At 66.4% G+C, this 19,587-nt stretch carries 18 protein-coding genes and 1 tRNA gene; 2 read left to right on the plus strand and 17 right to left on the minus strand.

The features are described from left to right. Positions 1 to 108: 108 nt before the first annotated feature. Positions 109 to 185: transfer RNA gene (locus L2U69_RS13495), tRNA-Arg, on the minus strand. A 417-nt stretch (positions 186 to 602) separates the two neighbouring features. On the opposite strand from L2U69_RS13495, the gene L2U69_RS13500 reads away from it, so the two are divergent. Continuing rightward, a complete protein-coding gene (locus L2U69_RS13500) occupies positions 603 to 818 on the plus strand; it encodes a zinc-finger domain-containing protein (RefSeq protein ID WP_236107633.1) in 216 nt (71 codons plus the stop codon). Further along, positions 808 to 3,648 carry a DNA polymerase I gene (polA, locus tag L2U69_RS13505; protein WP_236107634.1) on the plus strand — a complete coding sequence of 947 codons (2,841 nt, stop codon included), beginning with the start codon at positions 808 to 810 and terminating at the stop codon, positions 3,646 to 3,648. Before L2U69_RS13500 ends, polA begins: the two co-directional genes overlap by 11 nt. Positions 3,649 to 3,864: 216 nt before the next feature. On the opposite strand, the gene L2U69_RS13510 is transcribed toward polA, so the two are convergent. The 16 genes from L2U69_RS13510 to L2U69_RS13585 form a co-directional block, all read right to left on the minus strand. Continuing rightward, positions 3,865 to 4,794, minus strand: a complete 930-nt coding sequence (locus L2U69_RS13510) for a LysR family transcriptional regulator (RefSeq protein WP_236107635.1) — start codon at positions 4,792 to 4,794, stop codon at positions 3,865 to 3,867. A gap of 141 nt (positions 4,795 to 4,935) precedes the next feature. After that, a complete protein-coding gene (locus L2U69_RS13515; RefSeq protein ID WP_236107636.1) occupies positions 4,936 to 5,238 on the minus strand; it encodes an SCP2 sterol-binding domain-containing protein in 303 nt (100 codons plus the stop codon). A gap of 52 nt (positions 5,239 to 5,290) precedes the next feature. Next, positions 5,291 to 6,073, minus strand: a complete 783-nt coding sequence (locus L2U69_RS13520; RefSeq protein WP_236107637.1) for an SDR family oxidoreductase — start codon at positions 6,071 to 6,073, stop codon at positions 5,291 to 5,293. An 11-nt stretch (positions 6,074 to 6,084) separates the two neighbouring features. Next, complete coding sequence (locus L2U69_RS13525; protein ID WP_236107638.1) at positions 6,085 to 7,272, minus strand: acyl-CoA dehydrogenase family protein; 1,188 nt, start codon at positions 7,270 to 7,272, stop codon at positions 6,085 to 6,087. Next, the gene (locus L2U69_RS13530; protein WP_236107639.1) at positions 7,269 to 8,390 is read right to left on the minus strand and encodes an acyl-CoA dehydrogenase family protein; all 1,122 of its coding nucleotides are present in this window, start codon (positions 8,388 to 8,390) and stop codon (positions 7,269 to 7,271) included. Before L2U69_RS13530 ends, L2U69_RS13525 begins: the two co-directional genes overlap by 4 nt. A 127-nt stretch (positions 8,391 to 8,517) precedes the next feature. Beyond that, positions 8,518 to 9,417, minus strand: a complete 900-nt coding sequence (locus tag L2U69_RS13535) for an SDR family oxidoreductase (protein WP_236107640.1) — start codon at positions 9,415 to 9,417, stop codon at positions 8,518 to 8,520. A gap of 10 nt (positions 9,418 to 9,427) precedes the next feature. Further along, complete coding sequence (locus tag L2U69_RS13540; protein ID WP_236107641.1) at positions 9,428 to 10,579, minus strand: acetyl-CoA C-acetyltransferase; 1,152 nt, start codon at positions 10,577 to 10,579, stop codon at positions 9,428 to 9,430. A gap of 24 nt (positions 10,580 to 10,603) precedes the next feature. After that, on the minus strand, positions 10,604 to 11,632 hold the full coding sequence (locus tag L2U69_RS13545; protein WP_236107642.1) for an acyl-CoA dehydrogenase family protein: 1,029 nt from the start codon (positions 11,630 to 11,632) through the stop codon (positions 10,604 to 10,606). Between the two features lie 117 nt (positions 11,633 to 11,749). Continuing rightward, positions 11,750 to 12,910, minus strand: a complete 1,161-nt coding sequence (locus L2U69_RS13550) for an acyl-CoA dehydrogenase family protein (RefSeq protein ID WP_236107643.1) — start codon at positions 12,908 to 12,910, stop codon at positions 11,750 to 11,752. Positions 12,911 to 12,914: 4 nt separating this feature from the next. Beyond that, entirely contained in the window at positions 12,915 to 13,664 is a 750-nt protein-coding gene (locus L2U69_RS13555; protein ID WP_236107644.1) for an enoyl-CoA hydratase family protein, read from the minus strand. An 8-nt stretch (positions 13,665 to 13,672) separates the two neighbouring features. Continuing rightward, on the minus strand, positions 13,673 to 14,764 hold the full coding sequence (locus L2U69_RS13560; RefSeq protein WP_236107645.1) for an NAD(P)H-dependent flavin oxidoreductase: 1,092 nt from the start codon (positions 14,762 to 14,764) through the stop codon (positions 13,673 to 13,675). Beyond that, positions 14,761 to 15,669 carry an enoyl-CoA hydratase gene (locus tag L2U69_RS13565; RefSeq protein ID WP_236107646.1) on the minus strand — a complete coding sequence of 303 codons (909 nt, stop codon included), beginning with the start codon at positions 15,667 to 15,669 and terminating at the stop codon, positions 14,761 to 14,763. The genes L2U69_RS13560 and L2U69_RS13565 overlap by 4 nt, the downstream gene beginning before the upstream one ends. Further along, positions 15,666 to 16,460, minus strand: a complete 795-nt coding sequence (locus L2U69_RS13570) for a CoA-transferase subunit beta (RefSeq protein ID WP_236107647.1) — start codon at positions 16,458 to 16,460, stop codon at positions 15,666 to 15,668. Before L2U69_RS13570 ends, L2U69_RS13565 begins: the two co-directional genes overlap by 4 nt. A gap of 11 nt (positions 16,461 to 16,471) precedes the next feature. Continuing rightward, a complete protein-coding gene (locus tag L2U69_RS13575; protein ID WP_236107648.1) occupies positions 16,472 to 17,338 on the minus strand; it encodes a CoA transferase subunit A in 867 nt (288 codons plus the stop codon). A gap of 40 nt (positions 17,339 to 17,378) precedes the next feature. Then, a complete protein-coding gene (locus L2U69_RS13580) occupies positions 17,379 to 18,917 on the minus strand; it encodes a FadD3 family acyl-CoA ligase (protein WP_236107649.1) in 1,539 nt (512 codons plus the stop codon). An 8-nt stretch (positions 18,918 to 18,925) separates the two neighbouring features. Further along, positions 18,926 to 19,587: amidohydrolase family protein (locus tag L2U69_RS13585; protein ID WP_236107650.1), on the minus strand; the 662-nt coding region annotated here is incomplete at its 5' end.

Below are 19,587 nucleotides of genomic sequence, written 5' to 3' on the forward strand. Positions count from 1 at the left end.
CTCGTTCTAGGGGGCCGCATTCCTTAGCGCGAGCGGACGTGCTGCACGGTACAGAGGCTACCGTGAACTCAAATATGATTAGATGAGTTGGGATATCACTGAAGAGGATGGCGCACCCATCAGGATTCGAACCTGAGGCCTCTACCTTCGGAGGGTAGCGCTCTATCCAGCTGAGCTATGGGTGCATTAATCTTCAAATAGTGTCTGAGACCGAACAGGGTCAATCTCGAATCCGACATTCGCATCAGCGCAAACGTCACGGGATTCAGTCCCGCCGATTGTCGCCGTTCGTCCTCTACACGCTCCCTACCATTTGCTTCCGCAGTGCTTCCGCGACCACAGAAGCGATTTTCCTACTTCCTTCGAGCTTCACCAATCGCTTGGTTTCCCTCGATTTTTTTGACCCTCACCCGCAGCGCGCTTGACTTAGCCTTGCCTTCGGAGGGCAGCGCTCTATCCAGCTGAGCTACGGGTGCAGCGGAGAGGTGCGGACAATAACCGAACGGGCCAGGAGCGGCAAGGGTGCGAAATGGGATTTCCCGGTGGTGGACAGGGCATTAGGCTAGGCTAATATCCGCCCGCGTGACTGGAGACCGGAAACCATGGCGATCGAAGCGTCGAAGACCAAGAGCCTGAACCCCATGCCCGTCGAGACGGTGGTCGTCGATTCCCCGATCGTCGCCTGCGACGGCGGCGGCGGTGCCCTGGGGCATCCGCGGGTCTATCTGAACATGGAAGGCAAGGGCGCGATCGATTGCCCCTATTGCGGCCGGCACTATGTCCTCGAGGGTGATGCCCACGGCGGCCATGGCCACTGAAACCGGGGCCCCTGACGCCAAGGACGGCACGGCGGGCGAGGAGCATCTCTATCTCGTCGACGGTTCGGGCTATATCTTCCGGGCCTATCACGCGCTGCCGCCACTGACCCGGCCGGACGGCACGCCGGTCAATGCCGTCCTCGGCTTTTCCAACATTCTGGCGCGCTTCCTGGCCGATCTCGATGACGGCGACCGGCCGACCCATCTGGCCGTCGTCTTCGATGCCGGGCGCACCACCTTTCGCAACGACATTTATCCCGACTACAAGGCCCACCGCCCGCCGGCGCCCGAGGATCTGGTGCCGCAATTCGCCCTGATCCGCGAAGCGACCAAGGCTTTCAACGTCGCCGCCCTGGAACTCGAGGGTTTCGAGGCCGACGACGTCATCGCCACATTGGCCGCCGCGGCCCGGCACCGGGGCGCGCGCTGCACCATCGTCTCGTCCGACAAGGATCTGATGCAATTGGTCGGCGGCCCGGTCGACATGATGGATCCGGTGAAGATCCGCCGCATCGGCCCCGACGAGGTGATGGAGAAATTCGGCGTGCCGCCGGAGAAGGTGGTCGACGTCCAGGCCCTGATGGGCGATTCGGTCGACAATGTCCCGGGTGTGCCCGGCATCGGCCAGAAGACCGCCGCCGAACTGATCAATACTTACGGCGATCTCGACACGCTGCTGGCCCGCGCGGATGAGATCAAACAGCCGAAGCGGCGCGAGAATCTGACCACCCATGCCGATCTCGCCCGCGTCAGCCGCGAATTGGTGAGGCTGCGCGCCGATGTGCCCGTCGACCAGGATTTCGACGCCCTGAAGGTCCGCGCGATCGACGGCGCCCTGCTGCTGCCCTTCCTGGAAGAGAACGGCTTCCGCAGCCTGAAGAACAAGCTGGGCAATCGGGTCGCGGCGCCGCTTGCCGGTACCGCGGCGCGTGCCGAAGACGCCGTCGCCGCCAAGGCAGCACCCGCCCCCGCGCCGAAGGGCGAGGCGGGCGAGGCGCGCTACGAGACGGTGACCGAGGAAACCGCGCTGGCGGCCTGGATCGCGCGAGCGAAGGCCGCCGGCATCGTCGCCTTCGACACCGAGACCACGTCGCTGGATGCCATGCAGGCGGAACTGGTCGGTTTCTCCCTGGCGATCGAGCCGGGCCATGCCGCCTATGTGCCCCTGCGCCATCGCCCGCGCGGCGGTCTTGCGCTCGATGGCGATGTGATCGCGCAGATCCCCTTCGATCGTGCCCTCGAACTCCTGAAGCCGCTGCTGGCGGCTGACGACGTGCTGAAGGTCGGACAGAACCTGAAGTACGACATGCTGGTGCTGCGGAAATATGGGCTCGCCATCGCGCCCATCGACGACACCATGCTGATCTCCTATGCCCTCGAAGGCGGCGCCCATGGCCATGGCATGGACGAATTGGCGCGCCTGCACCTGGGGCTCGAGACGATCAAATATGATGCCGTCACCGGGACCGGCAAGGACCGCATCGGCTTCGACGAAGTGGCGGTGGCGGACGCCACCCGTTACGCGGCGGAGGATGCCGATGTCACCCTTCGCCTCTACAACGTGCTGAAACCCCGCCTGTTCCGCGAGCGCGTGGCCACGGTCTATGAAACCCTGGAACGCCCCCTGCCCGAGGTGCTGATCGCCATGGAGGCGGAAGGCGTGCTGGTGGACCGCACCGAACTCGCCCGCCTGTCGGCCGATTTCGCCACCCGCATGACCGAGATGGAAGCGGAGGCCCATGCGCTGGCCGGCCATCCCTTCAATCTGGGTAGCCCCAAGCAATTGGGCGAGATCCTGTTCGACGAGATGAGCCTGCCGGGCGGCAAGCGCATGAAGACCGGCGCCTGGGGTACCGGCGCCGACGTTCTCGAGGATCTGGCGGCCCAGGGCCACGACCTGCCCCGGAAGATCCTGGACTGGCGGCAATTGGCCAAGCTGAAGTCGACCTATACGGATGCGCTCCAGGCCCAGATCAACCCGACGACCGGGCGCGTCCATACCTCCTATGCGCTGGCCTCGACATCGACCGGGCGGCTGTCGTCGACCGATCCGAACCTGCAGAACATCCCGGTCCGGACCGAGGAGGGACGGAAGATCCGCCGCGCCTTCGTGGCCAAGCCCGGCCATGTCCTGATGTCGGCGGACTACAGCCAGATCGAATTGCGCCTGCTGGCCCATATCGCCGAGATCGACACGCTGAAGGATGCCTTCGCCAAGGGGATCGACATTCACGCCATGACCGCGGCCGAGGTTTTCGGCCTGCCGGTCGAGGGCATGGACCCCATGGTCCGGCGCCGCGCCAAGGCGATCAACTTCGGCATCATCTATGGCATTTCCGCCTTCGGCCTGGCCAATCAGCTTGGCATTCCCCAGGGCGAGGCCAGCGCCTATATCAAGCGCTATTTCGAACGCTTCCCCGGCATCCGCGCCTATATGGACGCGATGAAGGCGCGGGCGCACGAACAGGGCTATGTCACCACCGTCTTCGGGCGGAAATGCCATGTCCCCGGCATCAACGACAAGAGCGCGGCGCGCCGCGCCTTCATGGAGCGCGCGGCGATCAATGCCCCGATCCAGGGTTCGGCCGCCGACATCATGCGACGCGCCATGATCCGCATGCCCGGCGCGCTGGCGGCCGCCGGGCTGTCGGCCAGGATGCTGCTGCAGGTGCACGACGAACTGATCTTCGAAGTACCCGAAGCAGAGGTCGAGGCGACCGCCCCCGTGGTGACCGAGGTCATGCGCAAGGCCGCCCTGCCCGCCATCGACTTCTCCGTCCCGCTGGACGTCGAAGCCGGCACCGGCCGTAGCTGGGCCGAGGCGCATTGATCTGAGTGCCTGTCGTCCCGGCGAAGGCCGGGACCTTCCCCAGGCAAATACGCCTTCTCGTCACAAGATCCCGGCCTGTGCCGGGACGACGGTGATTGGATGGGCGCCCACCCCTCACCCCGGCCCTCTCCCCGCAAGCGGGGCGAGGGAGAGCGCGTAAAGCCCCTCGCCCCACTCGGGGAGAGGGGTTGGGGGTGAGGGGGGGGGGGTGGCGCCTCAGTCCTCCGGCTCTTCCCAGTCGGAGATCATGTCGAGCCGTTCCGGGCGCTGCTGGGCGCGCATGAAGCGCTGGCCGAGGAAATTGAGCAGAAGCTGGACCTTCAGGGAGAGGTTCTGCTTGTGGCCATAGACGACCCAGACGTCGCGGTCGAAGAAGCTCCATTCGTCTTCCAGCGCGACGAGCTGGCCTGTCCGCAATTCACGCCGGATGAAGACGACGGGCAATTGCGCAAGCCCGAGGCCACAGCGTGCGGCCGCCAGGATGCCGGAGCCGTCGTCGCAGCGCCACGTCCCGTTCGCCTTCACCTTCATGGTGCCGCCCGCCGAATTGAACTGCCAATAGCCGCTGCGGTTGGTCAGGCAATTGTGTTCCTTCAGGTCGGCCAGATTCTTCGGCTTGCCGTGCTTCCGGAAATAGGCGGGCGTCGCGCACAGGCAGAACGACTGATGGCCGATCTGGCGGGCATAGAGGCTCGAGTCCTCCTGCTGGCCATAGCGGATGATGACGTCGTTGGCATCGCCCACCAGATCGCTGTCGGTCGAGGAGGTCACCACCTCCACCGTCAGCTTGTCGTAGGTCGAGGCGAATTCGGCGACCGCCGTCGCCATGAATTCGACGCCATAGGTATTGTTGAGGGCGATGCGCAAGAGGCCCGTGGGCTTTTCCTGCATTTCCGAGACGGTCGACTGCGCCCGCTCGAAGGCGTCGGCCATTTCCTTGCAGTGACGGTAGAAGACCTCGCCCTCGGGCGTCAGTGAGACCTGACGCGTTGTGCGCTGCAACAGGCGCACGCCCATGCGGTTCTCGAGGTCGGTGACCTGTTTCGAGATGAAGGATTTCGACACCCCCAGGCTTTCCGCCGCCCGGGTGAACGAGCCTATCTCGACAACCTGCACGAATTCATGCACGCCGTCCCATGGTGTCATGCGCCATCCTCCCGCCATCCTGATAGCAGAGGACGATCGCGCCCCGCACCCCTCAAATGGACGTCCAGGGCGCGAGACAAAGAAAGGGCCGACCCGGTCGCCCGGATCGGCCCCTTCAAAGCGCGGAAAAAGCGCGGACGATTACTTGAAGATCGTCTGCAGCTTCATGGCAACGCCCATGTTGCCCTCGACCTTGATCTTGCCCATCATGAAGGCGGTGGTCGGGTTCAGCTTGCCATCGCCGAGGGCGACGAAGTCGTCCTTCGAGATCTTGATGGTGCAGTCGGCCGGCTTGTCTTCGTTCGAGACTTCGTTCGGGACGGACTTGCCGTCGACATAGACGATGCCGTCGCCCTTGAAGTCGAACTTCACGGACGCGCCGAGGCCGGAATTCTCGCCCACGCGGGCCTTCATTTCTTCGGTGATTTTCGCCAGATCGGTCATGGGTCTCTCCTCCACTAAGGACGCTTGGGGTTATGACGTTTGACGGACTAAGTCAAGCACGCTGACTGGAAACCGACACCACTTCGCCCGTCATGTAAGTGGCGTATTCGCTGGCCAGAAAGATAATAACGTTCGCAATTTCCCATGTCTCCGCCGCGCGACCATAAGCTTCACGCGACGTCAACTGGGCCAGCAATTCGTCGCTGGTCACCCGATTCAGGAATTCATGCATCGCCAAACTGGGTGAAACCGCATTGATGCGAATATTATGCTCCGCCGCTTCTACCGCAGCGCAGCGTGTCAGCGCCATGACGCCGGCCTTCGCCGCCGCGTAATGGGCCTGCAGCTTCTGCGCCCGCCAGCCGAGCACGGAGGCGTTGTTGACGATGATGCCGCCCTTTTGCGCCATCATGTGCGGCAGCATGGCGCGCATCATGCGGAACGTACCGGTCAGGGTTACATCGAGAACCACGTTCCACTGCTCGTCCGTCATCTCGACCAGGGGGGCGGAGCCGCCGAGGCCGGCATTGTTGACGAGGACGTCGACATGGCCGAGGCCGGCGATCGCCGCCGCCGCCAGCCCGTCCACATCCGCCTGCCTGGTCACATTGCACAGATGGGTCAGGGGCTTCCTGCCCGTCTCCGCCTCGATCCGCGCCGCCGCCTCGCCCAGGCGGCGTTCGTGGATGTCGGAGATCATGACGGTGGCGCCTTCCTCGGTCGCGCGTTTCGCCGTCGCGAAGCCGATACCGGTGCCGGCCGCGGCGGTGATCAGCACGGTCTTGCCAGCGAGGAGATTGTGGGCCGGGGGATAGGCGGGCGTGGGTGCGGGCATGGGTCGAACCTTCAGGCGCGCGCTTCGCGGGGCATGCCCAGGGCACGTTCCGCGATGATGTTGCGCTGGATCTCGTTGGTCCCGGCATAGATCGTGTCGGACCGTGTGAAGAGGAACAATTGCTGCAAGGGCGTCAGGTCGTAGGTGCCGGGGCTGCCGGGCGCGATTTCCGCCTCCGGCCCCAGGACGTCCATGGCCAGCTTGCCGAGATCGCGATGCCAGGTCGCCCAATAGAGTTTGGAGACATAGGCTTCGCGCGGCAGTTCCGGCCCTTCGGCCTTCGACAGCATGCGCAGCGCATTGGCGCGCATGATCTGCAGGCCGATCCAGGCATCGGCCAGACGCTGACGGATCATGGGGTCGCGGGCCCGACCGTTCGCCTTGGCGATGGCGATGATCTCGTCCAACTGGTTGCGGAAGGCCATCTGCTGGCCAAGGGTGGAGGCGCCGCGCTCGAAGGCCAGCGTGCCCATGGCGACCTTCCAGCCTTCGCCGGGCTGGCCGACGATATTCTCCGCCGCCGTCTCGGCACCGTCGAAGAAGACTTCGTTGAATTCGGACGTGCCCGTCATCTGCTGGATCGGGCGGACCGTGATGCCCTTCTGGTTCATCGGCACCAGGAGATAGGACAGGCCCTTGTGGCCGCTCGTCCCCTCCTCCGTCCGCGCGATGACGAAGCACCAGTCCGAGACATGGGCCAGCGAGGTCCAGACCTTCTGCCCGTCGATCACCCAGCGATCGCCGACGAGGCGCGCCTTGGTCCTGACATTGGCGAGGTCGGAGCCGGCATTGGGCTCCGAATAGCCCTGACACCAGAGATCGTCGCCCGACAGGATGCCGGGCAGGAAGCGGCGCTTCTGGTCCTCGGTCCCGAAGGCGATGATGGTCGGGCCGGCCAGGCCCTCCCCGATATGACCGACGCGGCCGGGACCGCCGGCACGGGCATATTCCTCGAAGAAGATGACCTGATGGGACAGCGGCGCGCCGCGCCCGCCGACCGCCTTCGGCCAGCCGACGCCGGTCCAGCCGGCCTTGCCCATGTGACGTTCGAAGGCGCGCCGTTCCTCGAAGAAGGCATGTTCGTCGCCCGGCCCGCCCCGGTTCTTCAGCTTGGCGAATTCGCCCGTCAGATTGTCGCGCATCCAGGCGGCGATCTCGGCGCGGAAGGCTTCGTCCTCGGCGGAGAAGGAGAGTTTCATTGCGCCGCCTCCGCCAATTCGTCGAGGCCGATCAACCCGGCCACGCGCTCGCGGTGGCTGGCAGGATCGCCGAGCACGGCTTCGATCGCACGGGCATTCTTGAAATAAAGGTGGACGTCGTATTCCCAGGTGAAGCCGACGCCGCCATGCAATTGGATCGCCGTCGCCGCACAGTCGAAATAGGCGCGCGAGCACCACGCCTTGGCACCGGAAGCCGCCAGCGCCAGTTCCGTACCGTCGCCATTGTGGCCCATGTCGTCGGCCACGCAGGCGGCCCAATAGGCGGCGGAGCGCGCGGTTTCGACCGCCAGCGCCATATCGGCGCATTGATGCTTCACCGCCTGGAAACCGGCGACCGGGCGCCCGAACTGGACCCGGCCTTTGGTGTATTCGACCGTCATTTCCAGGCATTGTTCGGCCGCCCCCACCGCATGGGCCGCCGTCATAGCCGCCGCCCTGTCGAGCGCGGTGGCGAGAGCCGTGCCGGCGTCGGCCGAAACCAGTGAGCTCGCGGGCAGGATCGCCGCCTCGAAGCGCAATTCCGCCGGGCGACGGGTCTGGTCCATGGAGGCCAGCCCCTCCCGCGTGAGGCCGGGCGCGGCACCGTCGACGGCGAACAGGGCCGTCCGCCCGTCCAGTTCCGCCGCCACCAGGATCAGGTCGGCGCGCGCGCCGTCCGGCACATGGCGCAGCACACCGTCCAGGTGATAGGCGTCCCCGTTCCTCACCGCCGTGACCTTGCCGGTGGCATTCGCCGCCCCCAGCGTCGCCGTGATCTCGCCGGTGGCGATCCGGTCGAGAATGCGATCGGTGCCCACCGCCAGCAGGGCATTGGCGGCCAGCACCACCGTCGCCTCGAAGGGAGAGGGATAGAGCCGGCGGCCCATTTCCTCGCAGAGGATCGCAAGCTCGACGAAGCCGAGGCCGGAACCGCCCAGATCCTCCGGCACGATCAGCCCGGTCCAGCCCATGGCCGCGACCTCGGCCCAGAGCGCGCGGTCATAGCCTTCCGCCGTCGCCATCACCTGACGGACATGGCTCGCCGGCGCGAAATCGCCCAGCCAGCCGCGCGCGCTGTCGCGGATCAGGATCTGGTCCTCGGTGAAGGCGAAATTCATCGCGCCGCTCCCCTTCCCCTCTCGTCGTCCCGGCGCAGGCCGGGATCTTTCGACGGAAGGACACCGCGCATAAACCCCACGAGATCCCGGCCTGCGCCGGGATGACGGGGGATATGGACGGAAAGGCTCACGAGCCCCAGACCTTCTTCACCGGCGCGGCGCGGCCGAGCAGATCGTCGACCGCCGGACCGACCTCCGCCGGGTCCCAGCGCGCGCCCTTGTCCACTTCGGGACCGTCGCGCCAGCCGTCGGCCAGGCAGATGCGACCGCCCGAAACCTCGAACACGCGGCCCGTGACATGGGCCGACTGCGCGGAGCCGAGCCAGGCCACCAGGGGCGCCACATTGGCGGGATCATTGGCGTCGAAGCCGCTTTCGGGCGCCTTCATGGCGTCGCCGAAGGCTTCCTCGGTCATGCGCGTGCGGGCCGCGGGCGCCAGCGCATTGGCGGTGATGCCGTAACGCCGCAATTCCGCCGCCTGCACCAGGGTGAGCGAGGCGATGCCGCCCTTGGCCGCCGAATAGGCCGCCTGCCCGATGCTGCCCTGAAGGCCGGCGCCGGACGAGGTGTTGATGATGCGGGCATCGACCTTGGCGCCCGCCTTGCTCTGATCGCGCCAATAGCGGACGGCGTGATTGCCGACGCAGAAATGGCCGCGCAGATGGACGCGCATCACCGCATCCCATTCATCGACCGTCGCGTTGGCGAACATGCGGTCGCGCAGGAAGCCGGCGTTGTTCACGATGACGTCGAGACCGCCGAAGGCATCGAGCGCGGTCTTGACGATGGAACCCGAGCCTTCCCAATCGGCGACATCGGCGTAATTGGCCACCGCCTCGCCGCCCATCGCCTTGATTTCGGCCACCAGTGCGTCGGCCGCCTCGGACCCGCCGCCATGCCCGTCGCGCGAGACGCCGAGATCGTTGATCACGACCCTGGCGCCCTGGCGCGCGAATTCGAGGACATATTCACGGCCGAGGCCCCGGGCCCCGCCGGTGACGGCGACGATACGGTTCTCGCAGATCATCGGGCCGGCCTCACAGACGCTCGATGATGGTGACATTGGCCTGGCCGCCGCCCTCGCACATGGTCTGCAAGCCATAGCGGCCGCCCGTGCGCTCCAGTTCGTGCAGCATGGTGGTCATCAGGCGGGCGCCGGTGGCGCCCAGCGGATGGCCGAGGGCGATGGCACCGCCGTTCGGATTGACCTTGGCGTCGTCCGCGCCCGTCTCCTTCAGCCAGGCCATGACGACCGAGGCGAAGGCTTCGTTGATCTCGACCGTGTCGATATCCCCGATCGTCATGCCCGCCTTCTTCAGGGCGTAGGCGGTGGCCGGGATCGGCGCGGTCAGCATCCACACCGGATCGGCGCCGCGCACCGACAGGTGGTGGATGCGCGCGCGCGGCGTCAGGCCATGATCCTTCACCGCCTGTTCCGAGGCGATCAGGATGGCGGCCGAACCGTCCGAAATCTGCGACGAGACGCCGGCATGCATGCGCCCGCCCTCGCGCAGCGTCTTCAGGGTCGCCATCTTCTCGAGGCTGGTGTCGGCGCGCGCCGTCTCGTCCCGGGCGAAATCGCCGAAGGGGGCGATCTCCTTGTCGAACTTGCCGCTGGTGATGGCGGCAACGGCGCGCTGATGGGAGCGGAGGGCGAATTGCTCCATCTCCTCGCGGGTGCATTGCCATTTCTCGGCGATCATCTCGGCGGCGCGGAACTGGGAGACTTCCTGCGTGCCGTAGCGCGCCACCCAGCCCTCGGAGCCGGAGAACGGATCGGTGAAGCCCAGCGGCTCGGCCGCGACCATGGCATAGGCGATGGGGATCTGGCTCATGTTCTGGACGCCGCCGGCGACCACCAGATCCTGGGTGCCGGACATGACGCCCTGGGCCGCGAAATGCACCGCCTGCTGCGACGAGCCGCACTGACGGTCGACCGTGGTGCCCGGGATCTCCTCCGGCAGGCCGGCGGCCAGCCAGCAGGTGCGCGCGATGTCGCCGGCCTGGGGGCCGAGGGCGTCGACGCAACCGAAGACCACGTCGTCCACCGCCGCCGGATCGACCCCGCTCCGGTCCATCAGGGCCTTGATGGCATGGGCGCCGATGTCGGCCGGATGCACCTTCGACAGGCTGCCGTTGCGCCGCCCGACGGGGGTGCGAACGGCATCGATGATATAGGCTTCGGCCATGGGACGGGTTTCCTCGGTACAGACTTAATTGTCGGCAAATGTGGCATCGGCACCGATGGCCGCATCGTCCGAAAGGACCATTCGCGCCATCCGATCGAGGTGGTAGTGCCGGTCACCCCAGACACCGGCCAGTGCCCAGGCCCGCTTCATGAAGAAATGCAGGTCGACCTCATAGGTATAGCCCATGGCGCCGAAGACCTGGATCGCGGTCCGCGCCGCCATGGCCGCCGCGTCGATGACGGCGATGCGGGCGTGGGAAACATCGCGCGGACGCTGCGTAAAGGCGGCCTTGTAGACCGGGGCGCGGGCGAATTCGATCGCCACCTGAACCGTCGCCAGATGATGCTTCACGGCCTGGAACGAGCCGATGGGCTTCCCGAACTGCTGGCGTGTGCGGGCATATTCCGCCGCCAGATCGACCATGGCCTGCGCGAGGCCCAGGCCCTGGGCCGCCATGGCGATCGCGCCGAGATCGAGGATTTCGTCCCAGAGCCCGGGCGCATCCGACAGGACCGTATCGTTGCCGGCCAGCCATTCGACTCCGGCGATTCGGCGCAGCGGATCGACGCTGGTCTCGGCCGTCAGGGCGACGCTCGCCGCCGGCACCAGATGCACCGCATCGCCCTTGCCGAGGATCAGCCAGTCGGCTCCCGCCGCGTCGGCGACGAAGGGATCCATCGGATGGCCGATCGCCACCTTGGCCGCCCCCGTGGCGACGGCTTCCAGCACCGACGCCACCTCGGGCCGGTCGGCGAAGCGGGACAGCAGCGGCACGGCGATGCCGATCTGATCGACCAGGAGTTCGGGCAGGGCGGCACGCCCCGCTTCCTCGGCGATAAGGACATAGTCGACCAGACCCAGGCCCAGCCCGCCCTGGGCCTCCGGCACGGTCAGGCCGGTCAGGCCCATTTCCACCAGCTTGTCGAAACGCGCCGGCGAACGCCCGTCGCCCGCCGCCGCCTCGCGCACCTGGGCCGGCGCGCATTCGGCGGCCAGGAAATCGCGTACCGTGTCACGGAACAGAAGCTGGTCCTCGGTAAAGGCGAAATTCATCGGTCCTCCCCGGCGCAGCGCCCTACGCCAACAAGATCCCGGCCTTCGCCGGGATGACGCCTTATTTCTTGCTCGTCGTCCCGGCGAAGGCCGGGAACTTTCGACGCCAAAGCACCGTCAACGCGGCAGTTGCAGCAGCCGCTCGGCGATGATGTTGCGCTGGATCTCGTTGGCGCCCGCATAGATCGGCCCGGCCAGCGAGAACATGAAGCCCTTCAGCCAGCGCGCGATCTCGCCTGCCTCGGGGATGCCGCTGGCCATCAGTTCGCCCCGCGCCCCCAGGATCGACAACGCGGTCTCATGCATGGCACGGTCGAGTTCCGACCAGAAAATCTTGTTGAGGCTCGCCTCCTGACCGATCTTGCCGCCCGCGATCAGGCGGCTGGCGGTCATATAGGTGTTCAGGCAATAGGCTTCCGCATCCATCCAGGCCTTCAGCACCTGATCGCGCACGCCGGGCGCGACATGGGACTCGTTCCGGCGATAGAGATCGACGAGGCGCCGCGCCGTTTCCTGGAAACGGGCGGGACTGCGCAGCATCAGCCCGCGCTCGAAACCGGCCGTCGCCATGGCGATGTGCCAGCCCTGGCCCTCGCCGCCCAGGCGGTTCTCGACCGGCACGCGGACGTCGTCGAAGAAGAGTTCCGCGAAACCCGGCTCCCCATCCAGCTGCGGGATCGGCCGGCGCGTGATGCCGGGCGTATCGAGCGGCACCAGGATGAAGCTCATGCCGTGGTGGCGGCTGCTCTCGGGGTCGGTGCGGAACAGGCCGAAGCACCAATCGGCGAAGACGGCGCGGGTGGACCAGGTCTTCTGGCCGTTGATCACGTAGTGATCGCCGTCGAGGATCGCCTTGGTGCGGATCGCCGCCATGTCGGAGCCGGCGCCCGGCTCGGACCAGCCTTGCGCCCAGATGTCGTCGCCCGCCGCCATGCGCGGCAGGAAGCGCGCCTTCTGTTCCGGCGTGCCATATTCCATCAGGGTCGGTCCCAGCAGGAAGATACCGTTCTGGTTCACCCTTCCGGGGGCACCCGCGCGGTAGTATTCCTCCTCGAAGATCAGCCATTCGATGAGGTCGGCGCCGCGCCCGCCCAAGGCTTCGGGCCAGGTGACCATGCCGAAGCGGCCGCTGTTCAGCACCCGCTCCCACTGCCGGTGTTCCTCGAAACCCTCGGCGGTGTCATAGGACTTCAGGGCCGTCGTCGGCACGTTGGCCTGCATCCAGGCGCGTACCTCGGCCCGGAAGGCGTTCTGCTTGTCGGTATAACGGAGATCCATCGCCTCACCCGAACTTGGCGTCGCGCTTCTCGACGAAGGCGTCGCGCGCTTCCTGGCTGTCGGGAGACGTATAAAGTTCCAGGGTGAAGCCCTGCTCGAAGCGGTAGTTGCGCTCGATGTCGACGGGCTCGATCCCGTTCAGGGCTTCCTTGGCGAGGCGCAGCGCCTTGCCGCTCTTGCCCGCGATCTTGGCCGCCATGGCGCGCGCGGCATCGACCAACTCGGCGCGCGGCACGACACGTTCGATGGCGCCCCATCTGGCCATCTCGTCGGCCTTGATGCTCTCGCCCGTATAGAACAGGGCCCGCACCTTCTGCAGCGGCAGCATGCGCAGGAAGTGGGAAGCACCGCCCATGGCGCCGCGATCGATCTCGGGCAGGCCGAAATAGCTGTCGTCCGAGGCGATGATGATATCGGCAGCACCCGCAAGGCCGATACCGCCGCCCAGCACGAAGCCATGGGTCGCGGCGATCACCGGCACCTTGCAGCGATGGACGGCGGCGAAACTGTCGTAACAGCCCTTGTTCACCGCGACGATCTTGCTGCCGTCTGCCGCCAGTTCCTTGATGTCGACACCGGCGCAGAAACCCCGCCCCTCGGCCCGCAGGATGACGACATTGACCGACGGATCCTCGCCCGCCGCCGTGATCGTCCTGGCCAGATTGTTCCAGCCGGTCGAATTGAAGGCGTTCACGGGGGGCTGGTTCATCACCACTTCGGCGATGCGGTCGGTGACGGTATAGGCGAATTCCATGGCGGGCCTCACTCGGCTGCGGCGGCGCCGTCGCGCCTTCCGGGATTTGTCAGGGCGTCGAGACGGGCCTCCGCCTCCTTGACGATGGCGTCGATCACTTCGGCGGCGCTCGACAGGTCTCGGATCAGGCCGGCAACCTGACCGGACGGCAGCACGCCTTCCGACGGATGGCCCTCGACCATGGAGCGCTGGATCAGCATGGGCGAATTGGCCGCCATCAGGGTTTCGGCCAGGGTCAGCTTGTTCGCCCTGGCATTGGCCAGCGCCGATTTGATCATCTCGACGTAACCGATGCCGGCGTGGCGGCGGAACGCCAGACCCGATTTCAGCGCCAGCCAATAGCGCCCGATCAGCCCCGTGTTCTCCAGCCGGCCCAGGGTCTCGTTCAGGATCATGCGCATGGGCGCGCCATCGACCTTGGTGGAGACGATGATCCGCGTGAGATCGGAGGTCACGTAACGTTCCAATGTGCTGCGCGGCACCGGGCTGTCGCTGGTCATCAGGAAGCGGGTACCCATGGCGACACCGGCGGCGCCGTAAGCCAGCGCCGCGACCAGGCCGCGGCCGTCCTTGAAACCACCCGCCGCGACCACCGGCACCTTCACCGCATCGAGGACCTGGGGGATCAGCAGCGACGTCGGCACATTGCCGGTATGGCCGCCACCCTCGCCGCCCTGCACGGTCACCATGTCGGCGCCCATCTTCACGGCCGCGACGGCGTGTTTCACCGCGCCCACGGTCGGAATGCAGACGATGCCCGCATCCTTCAGCTTGGAAACCAATGCCGCCGAGGGAGAACGGGAATAGGACACCGCCCTGACGCCGTGCCTGATCGCCATGTCGAGCATGTGATCGGCGCCGGGCAGGAACATATGCAGGTTCAGGCCGAAGGGCTTGTCGGTCAGCGCCTTCACCTTGAGGATTTCCTCCTCGATCTTCTCCGCCGGGATCACCGCACCGGCGAGGAAGCCGAAGGCCCCGGCGTTCGAGGTAGCCGCGACCAGCTGCGGCGTCGCGACCCAGCCCATGGCGGTCTGCAGGATCGGGTAGCGGCAGCCGAGCCTTTCGGTGAGCGGGGTCGAGAGCGCCGGATGGGTCATTCGCCCGCCTCCGCGACTTTCTTTTCGTCCGCCTTCTTCTCCTCGACGGCCTTCTGCGACTTGGCCATGGCCTTGCCGTCGAAGCCGCCCAGCGTGTCGCCTTGGGCCAGCGTGTTGTGGACATGGGCGAAATGGTGATAGCCGAAGGCATTGTCCATGCCCGCGCGCTTGCCCTGCAGATCCTCGATATGGTTGACGACCTGCTTGGTCAGCGCCAGCCCCATGCGCGGCATGGCGGCGATGCGCGTCGCGATGGCATAGGTTTCCTCCGCCAGCTTGTCGCGCGGCACCACCCGGTTGACCATGCCCATCTGATAGGCGCGCTCGGCCGGCATGCGCTCGCCGAGGAAGAGGAATTCCTTGGCGATGCGGGCGTTCAGCTCGTGGACATGGGCGAAATATTCGACGCCCGGAATGCCCATGCGCACCACCGGATCGGCGAAGAAGGCATCGTCCGACGCGACGATCAGATCGCACACCCAGGCCAGCATGAGACCGCCGGCGACACAGGCGCCCTGCACCATGGCGATGGTCGGCTTGGGCAGGTCGCGCCAGCGCCGGCACATGCCGAGATAGACTTCCTGCTCCCGGACGAAGAGTTTCTCGCCGCCGGGCCGGCCGACATGATCCCACCACAGGTGCTTTCGCTCATCGAAGGTCTTGTCGACGTCGCGGCCCGGCGTGCCGATGTCGTGGCCGGCCGAGAAATGCTTGCCGGCGCCCGCCAGCACGATGACCTTCACCTCGTCATCATCCACCGCGCGGCGGAAGGCGTCGTCCAGCGCATAGGTCATCTGGCTGTTCTGGACGTTGTTGTAACGGGTGCGATCCATGGTGATGGTCGCGATCCCGTCCTTGACCTCGTAATGGACCGGCTCGTCGGTCTCGTAGGTGATCTCGGTCATGCCGCTTCCCTCCGGTCGCCGGGCGGGTTTTCCTTGAACACCGTGGCCCGGACGTTGTGGGGGTCCAGCACCTCGCGGATCAGGCGAAGCTGTTCCGTCGTCGGGGCCGGGGTGACGGCCGCCGTGTCCTTGCCCTCGAGCGGGAAACCGGTGGCGGCCTGGACCTGATCGAAGGTGATGCCGGGGTGCAGATGGCGGACGCGGATCGCATGATCCCTGCCACCGAAATCGAGCACGGCGAGATCGGTCACGATCAGGCGAAGGTCCAGGAAACGATCCGAGCGGCCATCGGCCATGCGCGCCGGGTTGTAGCCGACGCCCGAGACCATATCGACCTCGCCGGGCACGAAGACCCGGGTGGAATGGTTCGGCACGAACATCGAATTGATGTGATTGATGGTGTTGCCCGGGATGCCGCGCACGCCGAGCAGCGCCGCCTTGGGCCTGGCGTAATCGCCGACCACCGAGATGTTCTGCTGGCCGAAGCGATCGACCTGCACGGGGCCGGTCATGGCGTGACGGTGGCCGCGATAGACGACGTCGAAGACGCGGGCATAGGTCATCCAGCCCTCCACCTTCGGCTTGTAGTCGCCGCGCTTGCCGACCGGCACCGGTTCCTCGACCAGATAGGCTTCGCCATCGGTCATCATCAGTTCCGGCGCGAAAGTCTCTTTCGCCAGCGACGCCGCGAGACGCGGGATCAGGCCGATGCCGGAGGCGAGCACTTCGCCGTTGTCGCGCCAGGCTTCCGCCGCCGCCGTGATGCAGAGTTCCGCGAGTGTATAGGTCATCGCCTGTCTCCTCAGAACACGGGCAGCGGCAGGGTGGCGAGCTTTTCCGCGCCACCGACGGCGGCGAGATAGGCATCGTGATCGGCGATGTCGACGAATTGGGCCCGCCAATCGTCGAAGGTGGCGCCGTTGTAATCGCGCAGGTGCTTGAAATCGAAGCCATAGTCCGGCCCGGAGGAGGTCGGATGGGCGCCGAAGGGCACCAGGGCGACACCGGTGACGCAGGAGCGTTCGACCAGATGATGGCGCATGCCCGGCATGCCGCCCAGGTCCTCGGTCGCGACCAGCCGGTCGGTGGTCACGAACGCCTTGTCGGCGGCGCGGCAGAACAATTCGTCGAAGAAGGGATCGGGCGCCGTGATGATGCCGTTACCGGCCCGGTCCGCCGCATTCACATGGACGAAGGCGGCGTCCAGCGTCAGGGCCGGCATGGCGATCAGCAGTTCGCCGTCGTCATAGGGCGATTTCACCATGCGCAATTCGCCGTTCAGCCCTTCGACGTCGGTGCCGATGCCGGCGCGGGTGGGCAGGAAGGGCAGGCGCATGGCGGCGGCGCGCAGCCCCCATTGCAGCATGCCCTCGTCGATCTCGAGCGTCTCGAAGCTGCCGGCCTGACGGGCGGCGCGAAAGTGATTGTCGAGGGGGATAGAGTCGAGCGAGACGAAGCCGAAGACCAGTTTCTTCAGCTTGCCGGCCGCCGCCAGCAGGCCGATGTCCGGCCCGCCGTAGGAGACCACGGTGAGATCGGTGACGTCGCTGCGCAGAATCTCGCGGACCACCGCCATGGGTTTCCGGCGCGCGCCCCAGCCGCCGATGCCGATGGTCATGCCGCTCTTCAGTTCGGCGACCATGTCCCTGACGGTCATTTCCTTGTTCATTCTTCCCTCCCGCTGGCCCGGGTTCCTGTCGGTCCGGGCCTCAACGCAACATGAATTTCTGCACCTTGCCGCTGGCGTTCAGCGGCAGGCTCTCCATGATTTCCACCTGGCGCGGCGCCTTGTAGTTGGCCATGTTGGCGCGGCACCAGGCGAGGAACTCATCCGTTTCGATCTTGGCCCCCTTGGCCGGCACCAGGATCGCCTTGGCGACCTCGCCCATGCGATCGTCCGGCACGCCGATGACGGCGGCCTGGGCGATGTCGCGCCGGGACAGGATGATGTTCTCGATTTCCGCCGGATAGCAGTTGAAGCCGCCGACGATGAACATGTCCTTCTTGCGGTCCGTGATCTTCAGGTAACCGCGCTCGTCCATCACGCCGATATCGCCGGTATGGAGCCAGCCTTCGCCGTCGATCGCCTCCCGCGTCGCCGCCTCGTTTTCGAAGTAACCCTTCATGACGTTGAAGCCGCGCACCAGAACCTCGCCCTCGGCGCCCGGTGCGACGGGCTTGCCGTCGTCGCCGGCGCAGATCACCTCGATCCCCGGAATGGGCTTGCCGCAGCGATTGGCGATGGTCTCGGGATCGTCGTCGACGGCGCACATGGTCACCACCGGCGCCTCCGTCAGGCCGTAGGCGGTCAGCACCACGTCGAACTTCAGGTCCGAGAACATGCGCCGGATCAGATCGACCGGCACGCTGGCCGCCCCGGTCACCGCGAGGCGAAGGGAGGAAATGTCGCGCTCGACATGGCTGCCCTCGCCCAGGATCGACTGATAGACCGTGGGCGCGCCCGGCAGCACGGTGACGCGCTGCCGCTCGATCCGGTCGAGCAGGCGTTTCACGTCGAACACGGCTTCCGGCATGATGCAGGCGCCCTTCAGGATGCAGGCCAGCCAGCCGGCCTTGTAACCGAAGGAGTGGAAGAAGGGATTGACGATCAGGAAGCGGTCCCGCTCCGTCAGGCCGACGACGCTGGACCAGGTCTCGATCGTGCGCAGCGTCTGGCCATGGGCGGAAACGACGCCCTTGGGCAGGCCCGTGGTGCCCGAGGTGAAGAGCATGTCGGACGGATCGTCCGGCCCGATGTCGGCCAGCCGCGCGGCGGCCGCGGCCTCGGCGACGGGGCCGCCCAGCGCCAGGAAATCGTCGAACGACAGATCGTCGCCCGCCTCGCCCTTCAGGATCACCAGGCGTTCCAGGTCCGGCAGATCCTCGCCCGCCAGCATGGCCGGATAGTCGAAGCCGAGGAAACCGCGCACGGTGACGAGGATCCGGGCGCGGGACGCGCGCAGGATCTGCGCCGCCTCCCGCCCCTTGAAGCGGGTGTTCAGCGGCACGAGCACGGCGCCGGCCGATTGCAGGCCGACGGCGGCGACGACCCATTCGGCCATGTTCGGCGCCCAGATCGCGACCCTGTCGCCCTTCTCGATACCGGCGGCGATGAAGGCGCGCGCGGCGGTCCGGCGGGCCGTCTCGAGTGCAGCAAAACTCGAGACGGCCCCACCTTCCTCGATCGCGGGGCGGTCGGGCCAGCGAGCCGCCGCCGCGGCGAGTGCTCCGGGAATGGTTCCCGACATGGCGCTGCCTATTCGGCCGCCTGGGCCGCCGTAAGCCACTGCTTCTTGGGGCCGATCCTCTCGGCGATCTTGTTGAGCGCCGGCAGGTCGAGGTCATAGACCGCCGCCGCCGACTTCCAGAAGATCTGTTCCAGATCCGCCTCCGGCAGACCGCCGAGGGACAGTTCCATCTTCTCCGCCGTCTTCGGCCAGCAGCCTTCCGGATGCGGATAGTCCGAACCCCAGATCACCCGGTCCATGCCCAGCTCCTTGCACGCGACCGCCGTGTCCCGGTCCGCCAGCGCGGACGCCACCACCCACATGTTCCGCCCGAAATATTCCGACGGCTTCATGGTCAGCTTCGCCCGGAAGTCGCCCAGCTTGCCGGACGTGTGCTTCACGCTGGCGCGGATGTCCATCATCGTGTTCATCCAGTTGAACCAGAATTCGGACCCTTCGGTATAGATCACCTTCAGTTTGGGGAAGCGCTCCAGCACCTCGCCGAAGATGAACTGCCACATCGAGCGCGTCATCCAGAACGGGAATTCCATCAGGAAGCAGCCGATCGCACCCGGCACCGGCGCCATCGGCGGGGCCGCCCCCGAATGGAAGTGGATCGCCATGTTCAGGTCCTCGCAGACCTTCCACACCGGATCGTATTTCGGGTGGTTGTAGGGATCGAAGCCGTCGG

Source organism: Zavarzinia marina, from assembly GCF_021568905.1.
Classification (GTDB): Bacteria; Pseudomonadota; Alphaproteobacteria; order Zavarziniales; family Zavarziniaceae; genus Zavarzinia; species Zavarzinia marina.

Coding starts and splice junctions, on each gene's coding strand:
- L2U69_RS13500 (WP_236107633.1), top strand. CDS start 603: ATGGCGATCGAAGCGTCGAAGACCAAGAGCCTGAACCCCATGCCCGTC.
- polA (WP_236107634.1), top strand. CDS start 808: ATGGCCACTGAAACCGGGGCCCCTGACGCCAAGGACGGCACGGCGGGC.
- L2U69_RS13510 (WP_236107635.1), bottom strand. CDS start 4,794: ATGACACCATGGGACGGCGTGCATGAATTCGTGCAGGTTGTCGAGATA.
- L2U69_RS13515 (WP_236107636.1), bottom strand. CDS start 5,238: ATGACCGATCTGGCGAAAATCACCGAAGAAATGAAGGCCCGCGTGGGC.
- L2U69_RS13520 (WP_236107637.1), bottom strand. CDS start 6,073: ATGCCCGCACCCACGCCCGCCTATCCCCCGGCCCACAATCTCCTCGCT.
- L2U69_RS13525 (WP_236107638.1), bottom strand. CDS start 7,272: ATGAAACTCTCCTTCTCCGCCGAGGACGAAGCCTTCCGCGCCGAGATC.
- L2U69_RS13530 (WP_236107639.1), bottom strand. CDS start 8,390: ATGAATTTCGCCTTCACCGAGGACCAGATCCTGATCCGCGACAGCGCG.
- L2U69_RS13535 (WP_236107640.1), bottom strand. CDS start 9,417: ATGATCTGCGAGAACCGTATCGTCGCCGTCACCGGCGGGGCCCGGGGC.
- L2U69_RS13540 (WP_236107641.1), bottom strand. CDS start 10,579: ATGGCCGAAGCCTATATCATCGATGCCGTTCGCACCCCCGTCGGGCGG.
- L2U69_RS13545 (WP_236107642.1), bottom strand. CDS start 11,632: ATGAATTTCGCCTTTACCGAGGACCAGCTTCTGTTCCGTGACACGGTA.
- L2U69_RS13550 (WP_236107643.1), bottom strand. CDS start 12,910: ATGGATCTCCGTTATACCGACAAGCAGAACGCCTTCCGGGCCGAGGTA.
- L2U69_RS13555 (WP_236107644.1), bottom strand. CDS start 13,664: ATGGAATTCGCCTATACCGTCACCGACCGCATCGCCGAAGTGGTGATG.
- L2U69_RS13560 (WP_236107645.1), bottom strand. CDS start 14,764: ATGACCCATCCGGCGCTCTCGACCCCGCTCACCGAAAGGCTCGGCTGC.
- L2U69_RS13565 (WP_236107646.1), bottom strand. CDS start 15,669: ATGACCGAGATCACCTACGAGACCGACGAGCCGGTCCATTACGAGGTC.
- L2U69_RS13570 (WP_236107647.1), bottom strand. CDS start 16,460: ATGACCTATACACTCGCGGAACTCTGCATCACGGCGGCGGCGGAAGCC.
- L2U69_RS13575 (WP_236107648.1), bottom strand. CDS start 17,338: ATGAACAAGGAAATGACCGTCAGGGACATGGTCGCCGAACTGAAGAGC.
- L2U69_RS13580 (WP_236107649.1), bottom strand. CDS start 18,917: ATGTCGGGAACCATTCCCGGAGCACTCGCCGCGGCGGCGGCTCGCTGG.